The following is a 19773-nucleotide window of genomic DNA, read 5'->3' as shown; positions in this document are numbered from 1 at the left end:
TCCTCCCCTCTCCGAAGGATGCCTGCCGATGACCTTTCGCCGCCTCGCCACCTGCCTCCTCCTGTCGACCGCGCTTGCCGGTCCCGCCCTTTCGGCCGACCTTCGCATCGGCCTTCTCGACGATGCCGACGTTCTCGACCCGGCCCAGTCGCGCACTTATGTCGGCCGTATCGTCTACGCCGCGCTCTGCGACAAGCTGGTGGATATCTCCACCGATCTGCAGATCGTGCCACAGCTCGCAACCGACTGGACATGGTCGGACGACGCGCGCAGCCTTGTCATGAACCTGCGCCAGGACGCACGCTTCCATGACGGTGAGCCCTTCAACGCCGAAGCCGTCGTTTACAATATCGAGCGCATGAAGACCCTTCCCGAGTCCCGCCGCAAGAGCGAGCTCGCCTCCGTCGAGAGTGTCGCTGCGACCGGTCCCTATCAGGTGACCTTCAAGCTCGGAAAGCCGGATGTGTCGCTTCTGGCACAGCTGTCCGACCGGGCCGGCATGATGGTCTCGCCGAAGGCGGCCGCAGCGAGCGGCGCGAATTTCGGCGCGAAACCCGTCTGCTCCGGGCCGTATCGCTTCGTCGAGCGTATCCAGCAGGACCGCATCGTGCTGGAGAAATTCGCCGGGCACTGGGATGCCGCGGCCTATCCGCTCGATCGCGTCACCTACCTGCCCATTCCCGATTCGACAGTGCGTCTCGCCAATCTGCGCTCGGGCGACCTCGACATGGTGGAGCGGGTTTCGGCGACGGACGCGGCTTCGGTAGCCGCTGACGCCAGCCTGAAGAGCGAGACCGTCATCGGCCTTGGCTATCAGGCCCTCTATGTGAACGTTGCAAACGGCGCCCGCGCCGACAACCCGCTCGGCAAGGACAAGCGCGTCCGTCAGGCCTTCTCGCTGGCGATCGACCGCGATGCTATCAATCAGGTCGTCTACGAGGGCACGCAGGCGGCGGGAAACCAGCCGTTTCCTCCGGAAAGTCCCTGGTTCGACAAGACCTTCCCTGTTCCCGCCCGCGACATCGAGAAGGCCAAGGCGCTGATGGCGGAGGCAGGCGTCACCTCCGTCGATATCCAGCTTCAGGCGGCCAACGTGCCGGTAACACTGCAGGCCATGCAGGTCGTCCAATCCATGGTGGCCGAAGCCGGCTTCAACGTCTCGCTTCAGGCGACCGAGTTCACCACACTTCTTGCTGCGCAAAGCTCGGGCGACTTCCAGATATCCCGTTCCGACTGGTCCGGGCGGCTGGATCCCGATGGCAATATTCACCAGTTCATCACCTGCAAGGGTGGGCAGAACGACGTGAAATACTGCAATCCGAAGCTCGACGCGCTTCTCGACGAAGCCCGCACGGTCACCGATCCGGTCGCCCGCAAGGCGAAGTACGATGCCGCCAATGCCATCATGCAGGACGATCTGCCGATCATCTATCTGGGAAACCAGTCGTACATCTACGCCTTCGACAAGAACGTCACCGGCTTCAAGCCCTATCCCGATGGCCTGATCCGCCTGCGGGGCATGGATAAGGCTGAGTAATCATACGTCTCTTTCGGCGGGGCATGCGTCCCGCCGACACCCTTCCCGCCGTGAGGCCCGCCGATGACAAGCTATATCGCCAAGCGCCTTCTCGTCGCCATTCCGACGCTTCTCATCGTGTCGGTATTCGTTTTCCTGCTCCAGAAGCTCCTGCCCGGAGATCCCATCCTGGCGCTGGCGGGCGAGGAGCGCGATCCCGCGACCATCGAATTCCTGCGTGCGAAATACCACCTCAACGATCCCATCGTCTGGCAGTATATCTACTGGTTCCGTGATCTGCTCCATGGCGACCTCGGTATCTCGCTGCGCACCAACCAGCCGGTCACCGAGCTGATCGCCGAGAAGCTGCCCGTCACCATCCAGCTCGCCGTGCTCGCCATGATCATCGCCATGGGCATCGGGATCCCCGCAGGCATTCTGGCGGCGGTGCGCAAGAATTCGGCGCTGGATGTCGCGGCCAATCTCGTCGCCTTGTCGGGCCTCTCGGTTCCCAATTTCTGGCTCGGGATCATGTTGATCCTGCTCGTCTCGGTCAATCTCGGATGGCTACCCGCGTCCGGCTACGCGCCTCTCTTTTCCGATCCGGTGCGGGCGCTGGAGACGATGATCATGCCCGCCTTCGTGCTCTCCACGCCCCTTGCAGCCACACTCATGCGCCACACGCGCTCGGCCATGCTGGGCGCGCTCAAGGCCGACTACGTCCGCACCGCGCGAGCGAAAGGCCTGTCCCCGCGGGTGGTCGTGCTCGAACACGGTTTCCGTAACGCTCTCCTGCCTATCGTCACGCTCTCGGCGTTGCTGTTCGGCGATTTGCTCGCCGGCGCCGTCCTCACCGAGCAGATCTTCACCATTCCGGGCTTTGGAAAGCTGATCGTGGATGCCGTGTTCAACCGCGACTACGCAGTCGTCCAGGGCGTGGTGCTGTGCACGGCCGTCGGCTTCATTCTCATGAATCTTCTTGCCGATGTCCTCTACGTTCTCCTCAACCCCCGCATGAGGGCCGCATTGTGACGATCACCGCAACCACCGAAGTCCCACCGGCCGCGCTCCTGCGCGACACCCCGTTCCGCCGCTCCTGGCGCAAGCTCGCGGCAAACCGTGCCGCGCTCGTCGGGCTCGTTATCGTCGCCTTCTTTGCGCTCGTCGCGTTGCTGGCACCAATTCTCCCCCTGCCCGATCCCATGGCGACGAGCTGGAGCGCGATCCGCAAGGCGCCATCTGCCGCGCATTGGCTGGGCACGGACGAGATCGGCCGCGATATTCTCTCGCGCCTTGTCTGGGGCACGCGGGCGTCACTTTCGGCCGGTATCGTCTCGGTGTTGATCGCGGTCGTGATCGGGGTGCCGATCGGGCTCGTGTCCGGCTATTTCGGAGGCTGGCTCGACCAGATCGTGTCACGCATGACCGAAGCCTTCCTTGCCATGCCGTTTCTGATCCTGGCCATTGCCCTTGCTGCTTTCCTCGGTCCCTCGCTCGGCAACGCCATGATTGCCATCGGCCTTTCCGCCATGCCGGTGTTCGTGCGACTGACGCGCGGGCAGGTGCTGGCAGTCAAGACTGAAGACTATGTGGAGGGCGCACGCTCCGTCGGGCTTCGGCATCCCCGCATCCTCTGGCGCTACATCTTCCCCAACGTGTTGCCACCTATCGTCGTTCAGGCAACCCTGACCATCGCGACGGCGATCATCGCCGAAGCGTCGCTCTCGTTCCTCGGTCTCGGCCAGCAGCCGCCATCGCCTTCCTGGGGCTCCATGCTGAATACGGCAAAGAACTTTCTCGGTCAGGCGCCCTGGATGGCGCTGTCGCCGGGGGCGGCGATCTTCACCGTCGTCATCGCCTTCAATCTCCTGGGCGACGGCCTTGCCGACGCCCTCGACCCGCGTGAAACCTGATCCGAAAGCTGACCATGCTTCCTCCCGTCAAGACACCGTTCACCACCCGTCCCGAGATCCTCGGCACGTTCGGCACCGTGGCATCAACCCACTGGATCGCCTCGGCCGTGGGCATGAGCATTCTGGAAAAGGGCGGCAACGCCTTCGACGCCGCGGTCGCCACCGGCTTCGTGCTCCAGATCGTTGAGCCCCACCTTAACGGCCCCGGCGGAGACCTGCCGGCAATTTTCTATTCGGCCAAGACCGGCCGCACGGAGGTCATCTGTGCGCAGGGCACCGCGCCGGCCGGTGCGACGCTCGAGCATTATCGCGGCGAAGGGCTCTCGATCATCCCCGGCAACGGCCTGCTGGCAACCGTCATTCCCGGCTCCTTCGACGGCTGGATGCTGATGCTGCGGGACTACGGCACGATGACCGTCCGCGAGGTGCTGGAACCCGCGATCTTCTACGCCGCCGAGGGGCATCCGACGCTTGCGCGCGTTTCCGCGACGATCGAAGGCCTGGCCGGCTTCTTCGAGACGGAATGGCCGACATCCTACGAGACCTGGATGCCGGGCGGGGCGGCGCCCGCGCCGCTGTCCCTGTTCCGCAATCCCGTGCTGGCCGAAACCTGGGGGCGGATCGTCGTCGAGGCGGAGGCTGCCGGCGGGCGGGAGCCAGGCATCGAGGCAGCGCGCAACGCCTTCTATCGCGGCTTCGTGGCCGAAGCCATCGTGGATTACCTGCGCGATGCCGAGGTTATGGACGGCAGCGGCGCGCGCCACCGGGGCGTTCTCTCCGGCGAAGACCTTGCCGGCTGGTCGGCCCATGTCGAGGCCCCGCAGACCTATGACTACCACGGCTGGCAGGTGGCAAAGACGGGACCGTGGGGGCAAGGGCCGGTGCTTCTCCAGTCGCTGGCGCTGCTGAAGGGTTTCGATCTCGCCGCCATGGATGCCAATGGTCCGGATTTCGTCCATGTCGTCACCGAGGCCATGAAGCTCGCCTTTGCCGACCGCGACGTCTATTATGGCGACCCTGCTTACTCCGACATCCCGATCGAGACACTGCTGTCTGACGCCTACAACGACGAGCGGCGGCGCAAGATCCGCATGGACATGGCATCCCTCGACCTCGATGCCGGGCGTCTTCCCGGTTTCGAGACGCTGCACGACCGCACGATGGCCATGCTGAACGCCGAGGGCATGACGGCGGGTGCTGTCTATGAGCCGACCATGTCGCACCTCTCCGAAAAGCGCGGCGACACCGTGCATATCGATGTCATCGACCGCTGGGGCAACATGGTTTCGGCCACGCCCTCCGGCGGATGGCTGCAATCGTCGCCGATCATTCCCAAGCTCGGTTTCTGCCTGAACAGCCGTGCTCAGATGTTCTGGATGACGCCCGACCTGCCGACCTCGCTTGCGCCGGGCAAGCGCCCGCGTACGACGCTGACGCCATCGATCGCCCTTCACGAGGATGGTCGTCGCATTGCGTTCGGCACCCCAGGCGGCGACCAGCAGGATCAATGGCAGCTCTCCTTTTTCCTGCGCTATGTTCATCACGGCGGCGACCTGCAGGCGACGATTGATCAGCCACTCTTCCACACGACGCATTTTCCGGGGTCGTTCCATCCACGCACCCGGGAGCCGGGCAACCTTACGATCGAGCGGTCCTTCGGCGATGCGACGCTTGCAGAGCTGGAGCGGCGCGGACACCGCCTGACGGTGTCCGACCCCTGGAGCATCGGCCGGCTGACGGCCGCCCAGCGCGATCCTTCCGGCCTCTTGCGCGCGGCGGCGACGCCACGGCTCATGCAGGCCTATGCCATTGGTCGATAAAGGAGCCTCATCCGTGACCAGCGAGCCCATCCTTTCCGTCCGTGATCTCGGTGTCGCCTTTCCGGATCGCGGTGGCTGGAAGTCCGTCGTGCGCAATGTCTCCTTCGACATCGCGCCTTGTGAAACGGTCGCCATCGTCGGAGAATCCGGCTCCGGCAAGAGCGTGACATCGCTCGCGCTGATGCGGCTGCTGCAGGAGGGCGCAAGCCGCACGGAAGGCACGGCCATCATGGGCGGGCGCGACCTGCTGACGATCCCGGAACGGGAGATGCGCGACGTTCGCGGCAACGAGATCGCCATGATCTTCCAGGAGCCGATGACATCGCTCAACCCCGTCTTCACCATCGGCCGGCAGATCTCCGAGGTCTTGATCCGTCATCGCGGCATGGACAAGGCCGCTGCCCGCGCCGAGACTGTTCGCACGCTGGAGAAAGTTCGGATCCCCAACGCGGCTGCGCGGTTTCACGCCTATCCTCACGAGTTTTCCGGCGGCATGCGCCAGCGCGTAATGATCGCCATGGCGCTGGCCTCGCGCCCAAAGCTGCTGATTGCCGACGAGCCGACAACGGCGCTCGACGTGACCATTCAGGGTGAAATCCTCGATCTCATCAAGACGCTTCAGGACGAGGAAGGCATGTCCGTTCTCTTCATCACGCACGACATGGGCGTGGTGGCCGAGATTGCCGACCGGACGCTGGTGATGTTCCGTGGCGAGGTGGTGGAAGAAGGGCCGACGGGCACGATCTTCCAGAGCGGGAAGCAGCCATACACAAGGGCGCTTCTGGCGAGCGTCCCGCGGCTCGGCTCGATGAACGGAGAGGCTGCGCCGCGCCGTTTTTCGGTTGTCGATGCCGCGAGCGGAATTGCGGCCGAAGGCAGGCCGCTTTCCTCCGCAATCGGCCCCGCCGGCTCCCCTATCCTCAGCGTGAGGAACCTGACGACGCGCTTTCCCATTCGCTCGGGTTTTTTTAGTCGGCAGACGGGCGCAATTCACGCGGTGGAAAACGTTTCCTTCGATCTTCGCGCCGGCGAAACCCTGGCGATCGTCGGTGAATCCGGCTGCGGCAAGTCGACCACCGGCCGTTCCGTCATCCGTCTCGTCGAACCGACGGCCGGCACGATCCAGCTTGACGGCTACGACGTGCGCGCTCTGCCCCCGGCAGACCTGCGACGCATGCGCCTGAGCGCGCAGATGATTTTCCAGGATCCTTACGCCTCGCTCAACCCGCGCATGAGCGTCGGCGAGACGGTTGCCGAGCCCTTTCTTGCGCACCAACTTGGTACGAAGGCAGCGGCCCGAGCGATGACAGCCGACCTGCTCGCCCGCGTCGGGCTTGGCGCGGAGGCGATGGACCGGTATCCGCACGAATTCTCCGGTGGCCAGCGCCAGCGCATCGCGATTGCCCGCGCTCTGTCTTTGAAGCCGAAGGTGATCGTGGCCGACGAGGCTGTTTCGGCGCTCGATGTCTCCATCAAGGTTCAGGTCTGCAACCTCCTACTCGACCTTCAGGAGGAGATGGGTCTCGCGTACCTCTTCATCAGCCACGACATGGCCGTCGTGGAGCGCATGAGCCACCGCGTCGCCGTCATGTATCTGGGTGAAATCGTCGAGATCGGGCCGCGCGAAGCGATCTTCGAGAACCCGCAGCACGCGTACACCCGCAAATTGATGGCTGCAGTCCCTATTCTCGACCCGACTCGCCGCCAGATGAAGCGGTTGACGAACACCGACGAGCTGAAAAGCCCCTACAGACCTATCGGCTATCAAGCGCCCAAGCGCAACTACATCGAGGTTTCCCCAGGTCATCTGGTTCAGTGCGACTAGGATCCGAACCCAATAATGAGGTTTCCTTGCGCACTTCGACGTGATCCACTCGCCTGAGCAAGGAGCCGGTTGCATGTCTGATTTCTTTTGGTTTCCGATGCGCAGCGGGAGCGAATACAGCCGCTTTTACCGACAGATGTGCGAGGCAAGCCGCGTGTGGGTGACCGCCGGGTCTTGAGCGGGATTGTCCCATGCGCTGTGGCGGATGTCGGGCATCCCTCGGCCGGAAGACCCACCGCGATGGCGCTGCGCATGCCGGGTCCGTGCTGCGCATGCCGGGCGTGTTGGCCAGATCGATGATCGGGATCCCCATGACGCGAAGGTCATCAAGCCGGGAACGTCCTGAGGGGCGTAGGGATCGGCGTTGCCGCCCCATCCGCTTGATGTACGGATGGGGCGGTGCGCGCGAAGATTTTCCGAGGGTGCAGGCGAGACGCGATTGTCTCTGACGCTTCACCTCGGCATTCAAGCTCCTTAGAACTCCTCCCAGCTTTCCTTGACGGCAGCGTTTCCGGAGAAAGCTCTTGCCACTTTTCCAGCGATCTTGCGCGCAGGCGACGCTACAGGACGATGCGTGGAGCCTGCCGCCATGACGGCTGCTGTCTGTCGCAAGGCATGTCCCACCTGGAACTGCCCGACCAGATCGCGAAGGCGTTCGGCCTCCGAGACCAGTGCCGCGCTTGCGGCATTGCTTTCTTCCACCATGGCCGCGTTCTGCTGCGTCACCTGGTCCATCTGGTTGACGGCCGTGTTGACCTCGGCAAGACCGACGGACTGTTCGCGCGCCGATGTGGCGATTGCATCCATGTGCTGGTTGATCGTCACGACGTAGCCTTCGATCGTGCGAAGGGCGTCACCCGTTTCGCTCACCAGCTTCACGCCACTCTGCACCTCGACGGATGAGTTGCGGATCAACTCCTTGATTTCCTTGGCCGCTTTAGCGGAACGCTGCGCCAGTTCGCGCACTTCCTGGGCGACGACGGCAAAACCCTTGCCGGCATCTCCGGCGCGTGCCGCCTCGACGCCTGCGTTCAGCGCGAGAAGGTTGGTCTGGAAGGCGATCTCGTCGATGACGCCGATAATGTTGGAGACCTGGTTCGCAGACTGCTCGATCTTCTGCATGGCATCGACGGCGTTCGCCACGACCTTGCCGGACTGGACGGCACTGGCATTCGCCTGCACGGCAACCGAGCGGGCCTCGTCGGCGCGCTTGGAGGAGTTGGAGACGTTCGCCGTGATCTGGTCGAGGGCGGCTGCAGTCTCCTCAAGCGACGCCGCCTGCTGCTCCGTCCGCTTGGACAAATCGTCGCTGCTCTGGCTGATCTCACGGGAGCCGTTGTCAATCTGCGCGGTTGCCTCTGCAACCGAACGCAGGGTCTCCGCAAGCTGCGAGACGGCACCGTTCAGATCGTGACGAAGAGCGTCGAAATCGGGAGCAAAGGCATCGTTGAGCTGGAAGCTGAGATCGCCGGATGCCAGACGGCGCAGACCTGCGGCAAGACCTGCGGTCGCTTCCTGGAGGCGAAGCTGGGCTGCAGCTTCCGCCTCTGCTGTCAGACGGATACGATCTGCCTCGCCCTGAACACGAGCGGCATCCGCTTCCTCTTCCAGACGCTTGTTGGCGATCGCCGCCTGACGGAAGATTTCGACCGCGCCTGCCATCTGACCGATTTCGTCGGGGCGGCTCGTGTAAGGAATGGCCACCGACGTGTCACCACCCGCAAGATGGGTCATGGACTGGGTGATGACCTCGACCGGCCGGGCAATGCCGCGCAGCACGTAGAAGGCCGCCGCGACAAGGACGAAGCCGACGAACAGCGCCGCGCCAAAAATCTTTGACATGACGGAGTCGTAGGTCATGCCGCTTTCGGCCTTCGAGTCGGCCGCGCCTTGGGAGTCATAGGCGACGAGAGCTGCCGTCGCGGTTTCGACAATGCTCGCAGTGTCGCGCATGCCGTGTCCGAAGAGATAGCCGCCGAGATCCTTCGCGCCGTCGCCGGACATGTCCAGCATGTAGCTGCCGTGTTGGATGTAGTCTGCAACGGCCGGCGGGATGGCGGCAAAGATCTGCCGTTCGCGATCGGTCGAGATCATCGCGTCGTAGGCCGAGAGCGAGGCCCGTAGAGCGGCTTCCTTCTCGCGCGCAAGGGCAAGCGAGTCCTTCATCCGATGAATGTTGACCTCGACGAGATGTTGCGCGTAGGCGACGCGCAGGTCGTTCAGCGCGGTCTGGATCCGTCCAGAGGCCGCAGTCTTCGGCAGCCAGTTGTCGGCAACGTCGATCGTGCGCGAATTCAAGGATTGAAGGCCGCCCAGCGTCAGCCAGGACAACATCACGATGACGAGGCCGATGACGCCGAAGATCGCGGTCATCGCCAGTTTGATGTTTGGATGGGGCATGTCGGATCTCACCTGAGGAGTTGCACGCCGCGAGACCACACGCGGCACCGGAAAAAGAATGTGTGAAGCCTCGGCGGAGTCCGGTCGAGCTCCGACCTGAAATGATCCTTCAGCCCGCTCGCCTGGTCGGCCCCCATCCGTCGTCAGCATATGTCTAACAATTAAATCTTAATGTATCATTGCCGGATGCTGCACGCCGAAAGCTGCAAGCATCGGCGGTAAGATGGTGGCGAGTTCGCAACATCCGGTATCGCGCAAGACGGACGTGCCGTTGCACATCGCCTGAAGGCCCATCATGTTCCGGTAACGATTGCAATTCAGGGTAGACAGGCCGGGAAGCCGAGCGCGGATTTTCTCAACGAAGCGGAGCAAGCCATGTCGATTGCAGACAAGATCTACCGTCCGTTCGAGACGCTGATCCGCCCACTGGACATTCCCTACCGCCCCCTGCCCTCCACGGGACCATTTGCGGTCCTTCTTCACTTCATCTCGATGTTCCGCGGTGTCCTTCTTCTTCTGGCATTGTCTGCGATGGCAATGGAAGGGATCAATTTGTCGATCGTCTGGGGGTTGTCGGTCATCGTGGATGGTGTGACGCAACACGGTGCGTCCGCCTTTCTGGCGAATGAATGGCCACTCCTGACCGTTCTCGGTCTCCTGATCTTCCCCGCAATGCCGATCGCTTCATTCCTGCTCAACACTCTTCAGTCCCATACGCTTGGCATCGGCATGCCGGCGGCGATCCAGTGGCAGGGCCATAAAGCCGTGGAGCGGCAGGATCTCGCCTTCTTTCATGAGCTGTTTGCCGGACAGGTCGCCTCGCGGCTCCAGCAGGTATCCTCCGCCGTCCAGCAACAGATCATCGCCGCCTTCCAGACCGTCCCGCGCTTCCTGTTGCAGATGGTGGGTTCGGTGATCCTGCTCGGCGCTCTGTCCTGGCAACTCGCCCTGCCGGTTGTCATCTGGATTGCGCTCAACGTCGCATACGCCGTCAGAACGGTTCCCACCTTTGCCGAGCGTTCCCGCCGAACGGCAAGGCAGCGTAGCTTGGTTGCCGGTGCCATCACCGATCTCTACACCAATATGCAGATGATCAAGCAGTTTGCCGCCGAGGACAGCGAGGCAGGCACCATCCGCCGCACCATCCAGACGTCCGTGCAGACGCAGCAGAGCGAACAACGCATCTACCGCACTTCCGAACTGGTCGTGGTGATCCTCAACACGGCGCTGTGGCTGAGCATGCTGACGATCGGATTTTCCGGCCTGATCAAGGGGTTCCTCTCTATCGGCCAGTTCGTGGGCGCGGTGTACATCCTGCAGCGTCTGTCCACGCAGATCTTCGTTTTCCTGCAAATGGGCCAGCAGATCTTTCAGGCCGTCGGGACGATCAAGGATGCGATGCCGGTGATGACCACGCCGCCCACCATCCTCGATCGGCCGGGCGCGGGCGCGCTCGTCGTCGATCATGGCGGGATAAGGTTTCAGGACGTCGGTTTCGCCTACAAGTCCGGCAAGCCTGTTTTCACCGATCTTTCCCTGACCATCCGCCCCGGCGAAAAGGTCGGCCTCGTCGGGCTTTCGGGCGCGGGCAAGACGACGCTTGTCAGTCTTCTGCTGCGCTTTTACGACATCCAGAAAGGAGCGATCCTGATCGACGGGCAAGACATCCGCGACATCACACAAGGCAGCCTTCGCCGCAACATCGGCGTGATCGCGCAGGATGTAGCGCTGCTGCACCGGTCGGTTGGCGATAACATCCGCTATGGCCGTCCAGAGGCGACGCGGCAGGAGATCGAGGAAGCGGCCAGGACAGCGCGCGCCGATGGCTTCATCGGCGACCTTTCGGACGGTGAAGGCCGGAAAGGTTACGAGGCCTTCGTCGGCGACCGCGGTATCAAGCTCTCGGGCGGTCAACGGCAACGTGTCGCCATCGCCCGGGTGTTGCTGAAGGACGCGCCGATCCTGGTGCTCGACGAGGCGACCTCCGCCCTCGACAGTGAATCGGAGGCCGCGATCCAGGAAAAGCTTGAACGGGTCATGGCTGGAAAGACGGTCATCGCCATCGCACATCGCCTCTCGACCATCGCCATGATGGACCGGATCGTCGTTCTCGATCAGGGCCGCATCGTGGAGGAAGGCAGGCCCGAGGAATTGATAAGGCAGGACGGCCTGTTTGCCCGTCTTTGGAAACGTCAGACGGCCGGCTTCATACCGGAGGACGAATAGCAGGCAGGGTCCGCGATAAGATCGCGTCGCCCGCACGGTATCCGGGTGGCCCCGATCCCGCCTGGCTTCAGAGAATCCGGTCCCTGTAGTGTTTCGGGGCTACCCAGCACGTGTCGCGCCGGCCGAAGACGCGGTAGCGATGACGCGCGACGAAGCGGTAGACGGGATCGCGCAAGGCGGCAGGGACGATCCGGAACGCCCGGACGACAGACCAGGGAAAGCCGAGCGTCTCGTAAATGCTGAGGACGGCGTCGCTGTCCCGCCGCATCCGGTCTCCATCCACGACAAGCAGGCTTGCGGGATCCGCCGGATCCATTCCGTGCCTGCGATACAGGGATTTTCCGATCTCGCTCTGCATGGAAGCCAACCGGAACACGGCCTTGCGGTCTCGTTCCAGAACGAACTGCGCATTCGCCGAACACAGGACGCATTCCGCATCGAACAGGATGATGGGACCGGTGGAAGGTATCGCTAAATCAGGCGTCGGTATCATGTCACATGTATAGCCGATGTCGGCGGCCGCTGAGAAGTGCCTGCCGTCATATGAACGGCCCACCCTGTGAACCGCTTTGCCTGCCGCAAGACGTGCTACCGCTCTTCGAGCACAGCCAGCCCGACCATCATCAGGATGATCGACGGGCCTGTCTTGACGAGGGCGCCAAGGGGTTCGATCCACATATCGGGGGTGATCAGGGCGGCGGAGACCATGTAAAAGAGGGAGAGCCCGATGCCTGCGAGGAGGCCGATGCGGCATGTTCGGCGATGGAGGATCGCAAGACCGATGGAGATGTCCATCAGGCTGGTGACGATCGTGATCGCCTTTGCCAACGGTTCGGCAAAGCCGTGATCCGTGAGGATACGCGTCGCCGCATCGAAAGCGACCGTCAGGGCGATGCCGCCGGAGACGACCCAGAATACCACGAGAACGCCGATGATCATCGCCTTGAGCAGGTAAAGGCGGGCAAACCAGCGCTCCTGCACGGTCGCGGCCGTCATCGCGAGCGTGCGAGGCCCCGAGAGCGGCTCGAGGCCTGTTTCATGGCGCCACGGTGCGGGATCGCCGGTGACGCCGCGCGCCATCTCCACAAGCGCCGTCGAGCGGACGGGAGGACGCCACCCGAGCCGGGAGACCAGGTCGCCGGCCCGGCTTGCTGTCGTGAGCATCCAGCCCGGCACCCGAATCCGTCGTTTCGGCCCGGCAAGGCGGCGCGCCAGCCCCGCGAGCACGCTACCGACCGTCGAAGCCTCCGCTTCCATGATGTCCCAGTGTGCCTGCCACGCGCGCCGGCCTGTTGTCCACTCCCCAAGAACGACCTCCACGGTGCGGCCGATATCGCGAGCATCCGTCACGGCGAAGGGCCGGCGGCTCACCGCCTCCGGCAGATCGAACGGGAGAACCGCCAGGGCGCGCATCAGGGCGCTACCGCCGAAGGCTGCCTCTGCGTGAACAAAGCCCGGGTGCAGGATGATAAAGGGCAGGCCGGACCCCGCGATGGTCGCTTCCGCCGCCCGCTTTTCCCGGCTGAAATCCGTCAGATCGTCCCGTCCATCGCCGGGGATCGAGACGTGAACGAGAAGCCGGGGATCGCGGCCCGGCTGCCCGTCTCTGTTGTCTTCGCCGGTCTCGTCCCGCAGGATGTCAACGAGCGTGGCAACGAAATCCCGGTTGGCCCGCGCGGCCGGCGAGCCCGGCGCATCCTGAAGCGCACCGATACAGTTGACGATGACGTCGGCCCGCATTTTTGAGATCGCCGCCTGCAAGGCCGGTCTTTCCGCATCGACGAGAGGCATCTGAACGGCCAGACCGTCCCAGGCGGCACTTTGCACGGGCGTGAAACGGCGGGCGACGGGCACGACCGTATGGCCTTGCGCCAGAAGGTATCCGCAGATCGCCTCACCGATCAGACCGGAGGCGCCGAGAACGGCGACAATAGGGGGACGGGGTAGCTGGGTCATAGTCCGGGCTTTGCAATCATGAGCCAGAGGATGGCCATCACGGAGCCGAAGCCCGGAAAGCCGAACAGAAACCAGATCCGGTAAAAACGGTGATAGCCCGGGGAAAGCGCTGTTCCCGCACGGGCGGACTCCAGCGCGAGGTCACGCATGCGCGCCTGTATCCAGACAACGGGCAACCAGAAGGCGCCGGCTACCCCGTAGAGCAGGAGCGCCACCCCGAGCCAGCCTTCCCACAGGGGAACGTCCATCAGATCCGCCAGGAGATAACCGGTGATCGGCTGGACGATCACGGCGCTCGCGGTAAAGACCATATCCGCCACGACCACCACGCCCGCCGTCTTCGCCACAAATCCGGCATCTCCGGAGCGGTGGGCCATCAGCATGAAGAACGCGATGCCCGTTCCCGTCCCCAGAAGAACGATCGCGCCGAGGACATGCAGATATTTGAGGAGAAGATAGTCCAATACAGCCCGCCCGGATCCTGCCCGACCCGGCGCTATCGCGGGTCCGCACTATCCTGCTTAAACCGCCCGGTTGTGCAATGTAAATCCAAGGCAGGACAAGGGGCCGGGCATTGTGCGCCGAGGACGTTCCTCCGATGCAAGCCGCACGCCCGTGAGCCTGTAGGTCCCGGCTTACGCCCCTATCGTCCGTCGCGAAGCGTATCGGCGACAAGCGCGTTGGCATGACCATGTCCCATTCCATGATCCTCCTTGAGCCATTTGACCAGCTCCATATGCTTCATTCCGTTTTGACCGCGGATGAGGTCTTTCCACTCCTCGATCGGGCGACCGTATTTCGCCTCGATAGATGGAAAATAGGATGCAGGGCCTTTCAGGGAATTCATAGCCATCACACCTCCAGATCGGCATTTGCCGATGACGACAATGATAGCATGGCCTGAAGGACTGTCACTATGGATGAACAGGAGCCATCCAGGGCTCTGCTTCTCTCCGTTGGACAGCGGACGCCGTGGTCCTTAACCCCGCGCGCGGGCGCAGGATCTTATCCGCGCCCCTTGGAATGGCGGCGATGGGGTGACCCGTATGCGCCGAAGGCTTGGCTGATGTCGTGTTTCGTTCGTGAAACGGGTTCATGCGTGCGGCGGCAGCGCTGCGCCCGAAAGTCTGGTGATGAGATTGTCGCGCAGCCGGTAATAACGCAGCGTCAGTGCTGGCCCGAAGCCCATGTAGAAGGGTGCTGCCTTCAACGGCTCGAGCCGCAAGGCCAGTTCGTTGTCCGGCTTGCCCAGAGCCCATTCCGACAGGATGGACCCAAGCATGGAGCCGGTCGGCACCCCGCGGCCGGACAGGCCGGTCAGCGCGACGACGCCGGGAGCAAGATCATAAAAGCGAGGAACCGTTCGGACCTGCATGTCCAGTTCGCCGAACCAGAAATAATCCCAGCGGATGTCCTCTTCCAATTGAGGATGCAGCCATTTCAGCCGCTCGCTCATGACCCGACGGGTATAGTCCATGTCGCGGCCTCGACGGCCCATCGGAAACATGGATGCGACGATCCGTCCTTCGGCATTGTACTTATAGACATAGATGTCGCCGCGCCCGTCATGAATGGTGGTGTTGTGCGGCAGGACGGTCCGGCGCGTTTCGTCCGATAGAACCTGCGTGGCGGCCACGAAGACGCGCTGGATCTTGAAGGTCCTGTCGAGTTTCGGCCAACCGCCGACCGTGTAGGCGCCCGTGGTGAAGATGACCTTGTCGGCGATGACCTCGCCAGTCGCAGTTTTGACCACCCAGCCGCCTGCCCCCTCCCGCGCGCAGTCGATGGCAGCCGACCTTGTGAAAATCTCGCCACCTTCCTGGATGACCGCTCGGGCAAGACCGCGCGCATAACCCAGTGGATTGAGATGCCCGGCCTCCTCGTGCAGCCAGCCGCCGTGGAAACGCGGACTACCGGTGATCGCCGCGACGTCATTGCGATCGAGCAGCCGGGTTTTCGCACCCACCGCATTGTAGCTTTCGACCTTGCGCTTGATATCGTCGAGCGCGCCTTTGTAGGGCGCGCCCATCACATAGCCGTTCTGTACCCATTCGCAGTCGATCTGGTAATCGCGGATCATGGCAGAGACGCGATCGTTGGCGCGCGTCTGCCGGGCAATCAGCCGTTCGGCCCACGGCTCACCCAGCATCCGCCTCAGCTCAGGCAGGCTGTAATGGGTGAAAGTCGGCGTACAGTGGCCTGCATTGCGCCCGGAACCGCCAAAGCCGGCTTCCTCGCGTTCCAGAACGACAACCTTCACGCCGGATCTGGCCAACTCCAGCGCGGTCGTCAGGCCGCAATAGCCGGCGCCGACGATGCAGACATCGGCCTTGACCCGGCCGACGAGGGGTTCTGTGCCGGGAGCAGATGTCGCGGTGGCATACCATAGCGTCGTGTCGAACGGCGAGAACGCTGTCATGACGCGATGCCCTCAGTTCAGATCGCTGCGGGCGTCCAGCGCATCGCGCAGGCCATCGCCGAGAAAGTTGAAGCTGGTCACCGCAAGGGTTATGGCGACGCCGGGCACGATGGCAAGCCAGGGCGCCTTGTCGAGATATTGCTGAGCCCCGTTCAGCATATTGCCCCAACTGGGAAGCGGCGGTTGAATGCCATAGCCGAGGAAGCTGATATAGGCCTCCAGCAGAATGGCGCGGGCGACGGTCAGGGTGGCTGCGACGATGATCGGACCGATGGCGTTCGGCAGCAATTCCCGGAACATGATCCATCCGTTCGGCAGGCCGAGCATGCGCGCGGCCAGCACGAAGTCACGCTCGCGCAGCGAACGGACTTCGGCTTCCACGAGACGGGCGATCTCCATCCAGCTGGTGACGGCGATGATCAGCGTGATCATAAAGGGGCTTGGCTTGACGAAGGCGGCGAGCGCCAGAAGGAGAAAGATGCTGGGAAAGGACAGGAAGGCGTCGACGAACCGCATGAGCACAGCGCCGACGCGCCCTCCGTAATAGCCGGCAACAACGCCGATGACCGTGCCGATTGCAGTCGACAGCACCATGGCGAAAAAGCCGACGAGCAAGGAGATCCGGCCGGCATTGAAGAGGCGGGCGGCGATGTCGCGGCCGAGCGGGTCCGTGCCGAAGATGTGGTAGCCGGTCAGCGGGGGCGCAAATCGGGCGCGCAGGTCGATGTAGAGTTCGTCATAGGGCAGCAGATGCGGTCCCACCACGCAGGCGAAGATCATGATGCTGATCATGATAAGGCCCAGCACCGCCAGTCTGTGGCGTGCGAAGCGGCGAAGCGTGCGGTTTTCCCACCAGCGGGAGCCGGCGGCGGTGTTGGTGGGGCGAAGCGTTGCGGACATGATCTCTCCTTGCGTGGGTGGCAGCATCGGGGCGTTGCCGCCCTACCCCAGTCGGATCCGGGGATCGACGATGGCGACCATCAGGTCGGCGAGCAGGCTCCCGAGCAGCACGAGAATGGCGGAGAACATCAACAGCCCCATCACCACCGGATAGTCGTGATAGCCGAGGCTATCGAGGAACAACCGGCCCATCCCCGGCCAGGTGAACACCGTCTCGGTGACCAGTGCGCCGCCGAGAATGGTCGGAAGTTGCAGGCCGGCAAGGGTAATCATCGGCAGCAGGGCATTGCCAACCACATGCTTCATCAACACCCGACGCGCTGTCAGCCCCTTGGCGCGCGCGGTTCGCACGAAGTCCTGGTTGATCACGTCAAGCGTAGCGGTCCGCATGTAGCGGCTCCACACTGCGATGTTGACCAGGGCCAGCACGAGGCTCGGCATCACCAGATGGATGGCATAGTCATAGAATGACTGGTCGCCGATCGTGTACATGTTGCCGGCGGGGAGCCATTTCAGCCTCAGGGCAAAGACATAGATGGCGACCAGACCAAACCAGAAGGTGGGGATCGACAGGGCCACCATAGCGCCGATCGTGGCTGAATAATCGAAGATCGAGTAGCGCTTCGTCGCGCCCTTGATGCCGATCCACGTTCCGATCAGGATCGAGACGATGGTCGAGGAAACCATCAGAAGCAACGTCGCGAACAAATGCCCCGATATGATGTCGAGAACCGGGCGCTGGTCGCGGTAGGATTTCCCCCAGTCACCTTGCACAAGACGCCATGCCCATTCGAGATACTGGATCGGGAGTGGACGATCGAGACCCATCTGGTGCGCGATTCGGTCGAGCGCCTCGCGGGTCATGCCGGGCGTCAGCGCGAACTGCGACAGGGGGCCGCCGGGCGCAAGGTTGAGGATCGCGAATCCGATGATCGAGACGAGCAGCAGCAGCACGAGGCTCTGCCACACGCGATGAAGCAGATAATACAGCATCGACAGACTCCGGATCGTGCCGACAGGCGCGGCAGCGGTGAGTGGCAAAAGGCTATCGAGGTGCCGGAACGATATGGCCCGGCACCTCGGGAGACTTGGGCGCTTGGCGCCCGCCCGGCTTACGCCAGATGCCAGGCGCCGACATTCCACGTGTCGATGCGCGTGTTGATGTTCGGCGTGACGTTTTCAATGCCCTGCTTGTGGCCCCGTACCGTGGCGTACTGGAAGAGAGGCAGGAACGGTAATTCCTTGCGCATGACCTCCTGGATCTTCAGGTACACGGCCTTGCGTTCTTCCGGCACAAATATGCTGCCGCCCTTGGCGAGGAGCTCGTCGACCTCGGTATTGACGAACTGCCAGTTATTCTGCCCTGCCCCACCCTTCGCGGCGCTCGATGTCGAGCGGAAGAAATCGGACGTGTCCGGATCCGGGCCGGTCAGGAAGTCGAGGCCGACGATCACCGTGTCGAATTTCGACAGCATCCAGTAGTCGCCCCACATGACGGCCGGCGGCAGGTTGGAGATCGTCATCTCGACACCGATATCCTTGAAGGATTGCTGCATGAACTGCTGCACTTGCTCGCGAATATGGTTGCCGGCCGTCGTCGAGCAGGTGAAGGACAGCTTGACGCCATCCTTGGCGCGAATGCCGTCGGCACCTGGGGCCCAGCCGGCATCGTCGAGCAGCTTCGTCGCCTTTTCGACCGAATATTCGTGTTTGGGAAGATCGGGATTGTAGTAGAAGGATTGCTGCGGGACGTAGCTCTCGGTCGGCGTCGGCAGACCGTAATAGAGCGCTTCGATGATCGATTGCTTGTCGATCGCGTGATAGAGCGCTTCACGAACGGCGGCGTCCTTGAACTGCGGCCGTTCCATGTTGAAAGTGAAAGATTCGATCGTCGAACCCGGCACGACGTTGATCACCTTGCCTTCGAGAGTCTTCGCCTCGTCATAGTGGTCCGGCGTGATCCATTGCAGACCGACGACGTCGATGTCGCCCGTCTTGAACTGCGTGTAGAGGACATTCAGGTCGGGCACGTATTTGTAGATCAGCCGCTCGACATGCGGACCCTCGCCGAAATAATCGGCATTGGCGTCCAGTAGGACATAATCTCCGGCGATCCGCTCTTTCCACTTGAACGGACCGGTCCCGACAGGCGCATTGTTGAACGGCGCTGTGTTGCGATCGGCTTCCGCGCCCAGCGCATGCTTCGGCGTGATGAAGGTCGAGGCGAGGATCGATAGATAGGGCGCAAACGGCTCTGCCATCTTCCAGGTGATCTCGGTCGGCGAGACCACTGTCAGATCGCGAACGAACTCATGGCCGGTTTTTCTCCAGGAGCGGAAATTTGGATCGACAAGAAGTTCAAGCGTGAACTTGACGTCCTCGGCGGTGAACGGCGTGCCGTCATGCCACTTGACGTTCTCGCGCAGCTTGACCTTCCAAGACAGGCCATCAGCGGAAATGCCGCCATTCTCGACTGTGGGAACCTCGGCTGCCAAGGCCGCGATGAACTTTCCGGTCTCGTCGACGTAAAAAAGCGGATCGAAGATACTGAAATGAATACCTTCATCCACTTCGATATGCGGCATGTGCGGATTGAAGACGGTCGGTTCCTGTGAAAAGCCGACGGTCAGTTGACCCTTCAGCGCCTTTGTCTGCTGCGCCATCGCACGGCTGAAGCCGGCAAGGCCCGAGAAAGCGACGCCTGAGGCGCCAACTGCCAAAAGTCCGAGCGCCTGACGGCGTGTCGTGTTCATGAAAGGCTTGGTCTGTTTGGACATATCAGTTCCCCTTGATCCGAT

General features: G+C 62.8%; 15 protein-coding genes and 1 pseudogene. 7 read left to right on the top strand and 9 right to left on the bottom strand.

The genetic code is table 11. The features are described from left to right. Positions 1-28: 28 nt before the first annotated feature. The 6 genes and pseudogenes from BSG19_RS16050 to BSG19_RS25755 form a co-directional block, all read left to right on the top strand. Positions 29-1537 (top strand): ABC transporter substrate-binding protein, encoded by a 1509-nt coding sequence (locus BSG19_RS16050; protein ID WP_092988988.1) that lies wholly within the window; start codon positions 29-31, stop codon positions 1535-1537. Between the two features lie 63 nt (positions 1538-1600). Next, the gene (locus BSG19_RS16045) at positions 1601-2548 is read left to right on the top strand and encodes an ABC transporter permease (RefSeq protein WP_092988987.1); all 948 of its coding nucleotides are present in this window, start codon (positions 1601-1603) and stop codon (positions 2546-2548) included. 38 nt (positions 2549-2586) lie between these two features. Beyond that, the gene (locus tag BSG19_RS16040; protein WP_092989129.1) at positions 2587-3429 is read left to right on the top strand and encodes an ABC transporter permease; all 843 of its coding nucleotides are present in this window, start codon (positions 2587-2589) and stop codon (positions 3427-3429) included. A gap of 14 nt (positions 3430-3443) precedes the next feature. Then, positions 3444-5249 (top strand): gamma-glutamyltransferase family protein, encoded by a 1806-nt coding sequence (locus tag BSG19_RS16035; RefSeq protein ID WP_092988986.1) that lies wholly within the window; start codon positions 3444-3446, stop codon positions 5247-5249. 13 nt (positions 5250-5262) lie between these two features. After that, entirely contained in the window at positions 5263-7074 is a 1812-nt protein-coding gene (locus tag BSG19_RS16030) for an ABC transporter ATP-binding protein (protein ID WP_092988985.1), read from the top strand. An 87-nt stretch (positions 7075-7161) separates the two neighbouring features. Beyond that, positions 7162-7263 (top strand): annotated as a pseudogene (locus tag BSG19_RS25755) (IS5/IS1182 family transposase); the annotation flags it as partial. Positions 7264-7548: 285 nt separating this feature from the next. Here BSG19_RS25755 and BSG19_RS16025 read toward each other — a convergent pair. Then, complete coding sequence (locus BSG19_RS16025) at positions 7549-9474, bottom strand: methyl-accepting chemotaxis protein (protein ID WP_092988984.1); 1926 nt, start codon at positions 9472-9474, stop codon at positions 7549-7551. Positions 9475-9849: 375 nt separating this feature from the next. Here BSG19_RS16025 and BSG19_RS16020 point away from each other — a divergent pair, with 375 nt between their 5' ends. After that, complete coding sequence (locus BSG19_RS16020; RefSeq protein WP_092988983.1) at positions 9850-11700, top strand: ABC transporter ATP-binding protein; 1851 nt, start codon at positions 9850-9852, stop codon at positions 11698-11700. A 67-nt stretch (positions 11701-11767) separates the two neighbouring features. Here BSG19_RS16020 and BSG19_RS16015 read toward each other — a convergent pair whose 3' ends face one another. The 8 genes from BSG19_RS16015 to BSG19_RS15980 form a co-directional block, all read right to left on the bottom strand. After that, positions 11768-12193, bottom strand: a complete 426-nt coding sequence (locus BSG19_RS16015; RefSeq protein ID WP_092988982.1) for a thiol-disulfide oxidoreductase DCC family protein — start codon at positions 12191-12193, stop codon at positions 11768-11770. A gap of 95 nt (positions 12194-12288) precedes the next feature. Further along, the gene (locus tag BSG19_RS16010; RefSeq protein ID WP_092988981.1) at positions 12289-13656 is read right to left on the bottom strand and encodes an SDR family oxidoreductase; all 1368 of its coding nucleotides are present in this window, start codon (positions 13654-13656) and stop codon (positions 12289-12291) included. Next, a complete protein-coding gene (locus BSG19_RS16005; RefSeq protein ID WP_092988980.1) occupies positions 13653-14120 on the bottom strand; it encodes a DUF2269 family protein in 468 nt (155 codons plus the stop codon). Before BSG19_RS16005 ends, BSG19_RS16010 begins: the two co-directional genes overlap by 4 nt. Positions 14121-14299: 179 nt before the next feature. Then, positions 14300-14509: a DUF4287 domain-containing protein gene (locus BSG19_RS16000; protein WP_092988979.1), complete on the bottom strand. Its 210-nt coding sequence runs from the start codon at positions 14507-14509 to the stop codon at positions 14300-14302. Between the two features lie 240 nt (positions 14510-14749). Further along, a complete protein-coding gene (locus BSG19_RS15995; protein ID WP_092988978.1) occupies positions 14750-16075 on the bottom strand; it encodes an NAD(P)/FAD-dependent oxidoreductase in 1326 nt (441 codons plus the stop codon). A gap of 12 nt (positions 16076-16087) precedes the next feature. Continuing rightward, positions 16088-16975, bottom strand: a complete 888-nt coding sequence (locus BSG19_RS15990; protein ID WP_092988977.1) for an ABC transporter permease — start codon at positions 16973-16975, stop codon at positions 16088-16090. Between the two features lie 42 nt (positions 16976-17017). After that, complete coding sequence (locus BSG19_RS15985; RefSeq protein ID WP_092988976.1) at positions 17018-17968, bottom strand: ABC transporter permease; 951 nt, start codon at positions 17966-17968, stop codon at positions 17018-17020. Positions 17969-18087: 119 nt separating this feature from the next. Next, complete coding sequence (locus BSG19_RS15980) at positions 18088-19752, bottom strand: peptide ABC transporter substrate-binding protein (RefSeq protein WP_092988975.1); 1665 nt, start codon at positions 19750-19752, stop codon at positions 18088-18090. Positions 19753-19773: the final 21 nt, after the last annotated feature.

This window comes from Rhizobium sp. NFR03 (genome assembly GCF_900111275.1).
Lineage (GTDB): Bacteria > Pseudomonadota > Alphaproteobacteria > Rhizobiales > Rhizobiaceae > Ferranicluibacter.
The sequence above is the reverse complement of the archived record's forward strand: the minus strand, read 5'-3'. Positions and strand labels throughout refer to the sequence as shown.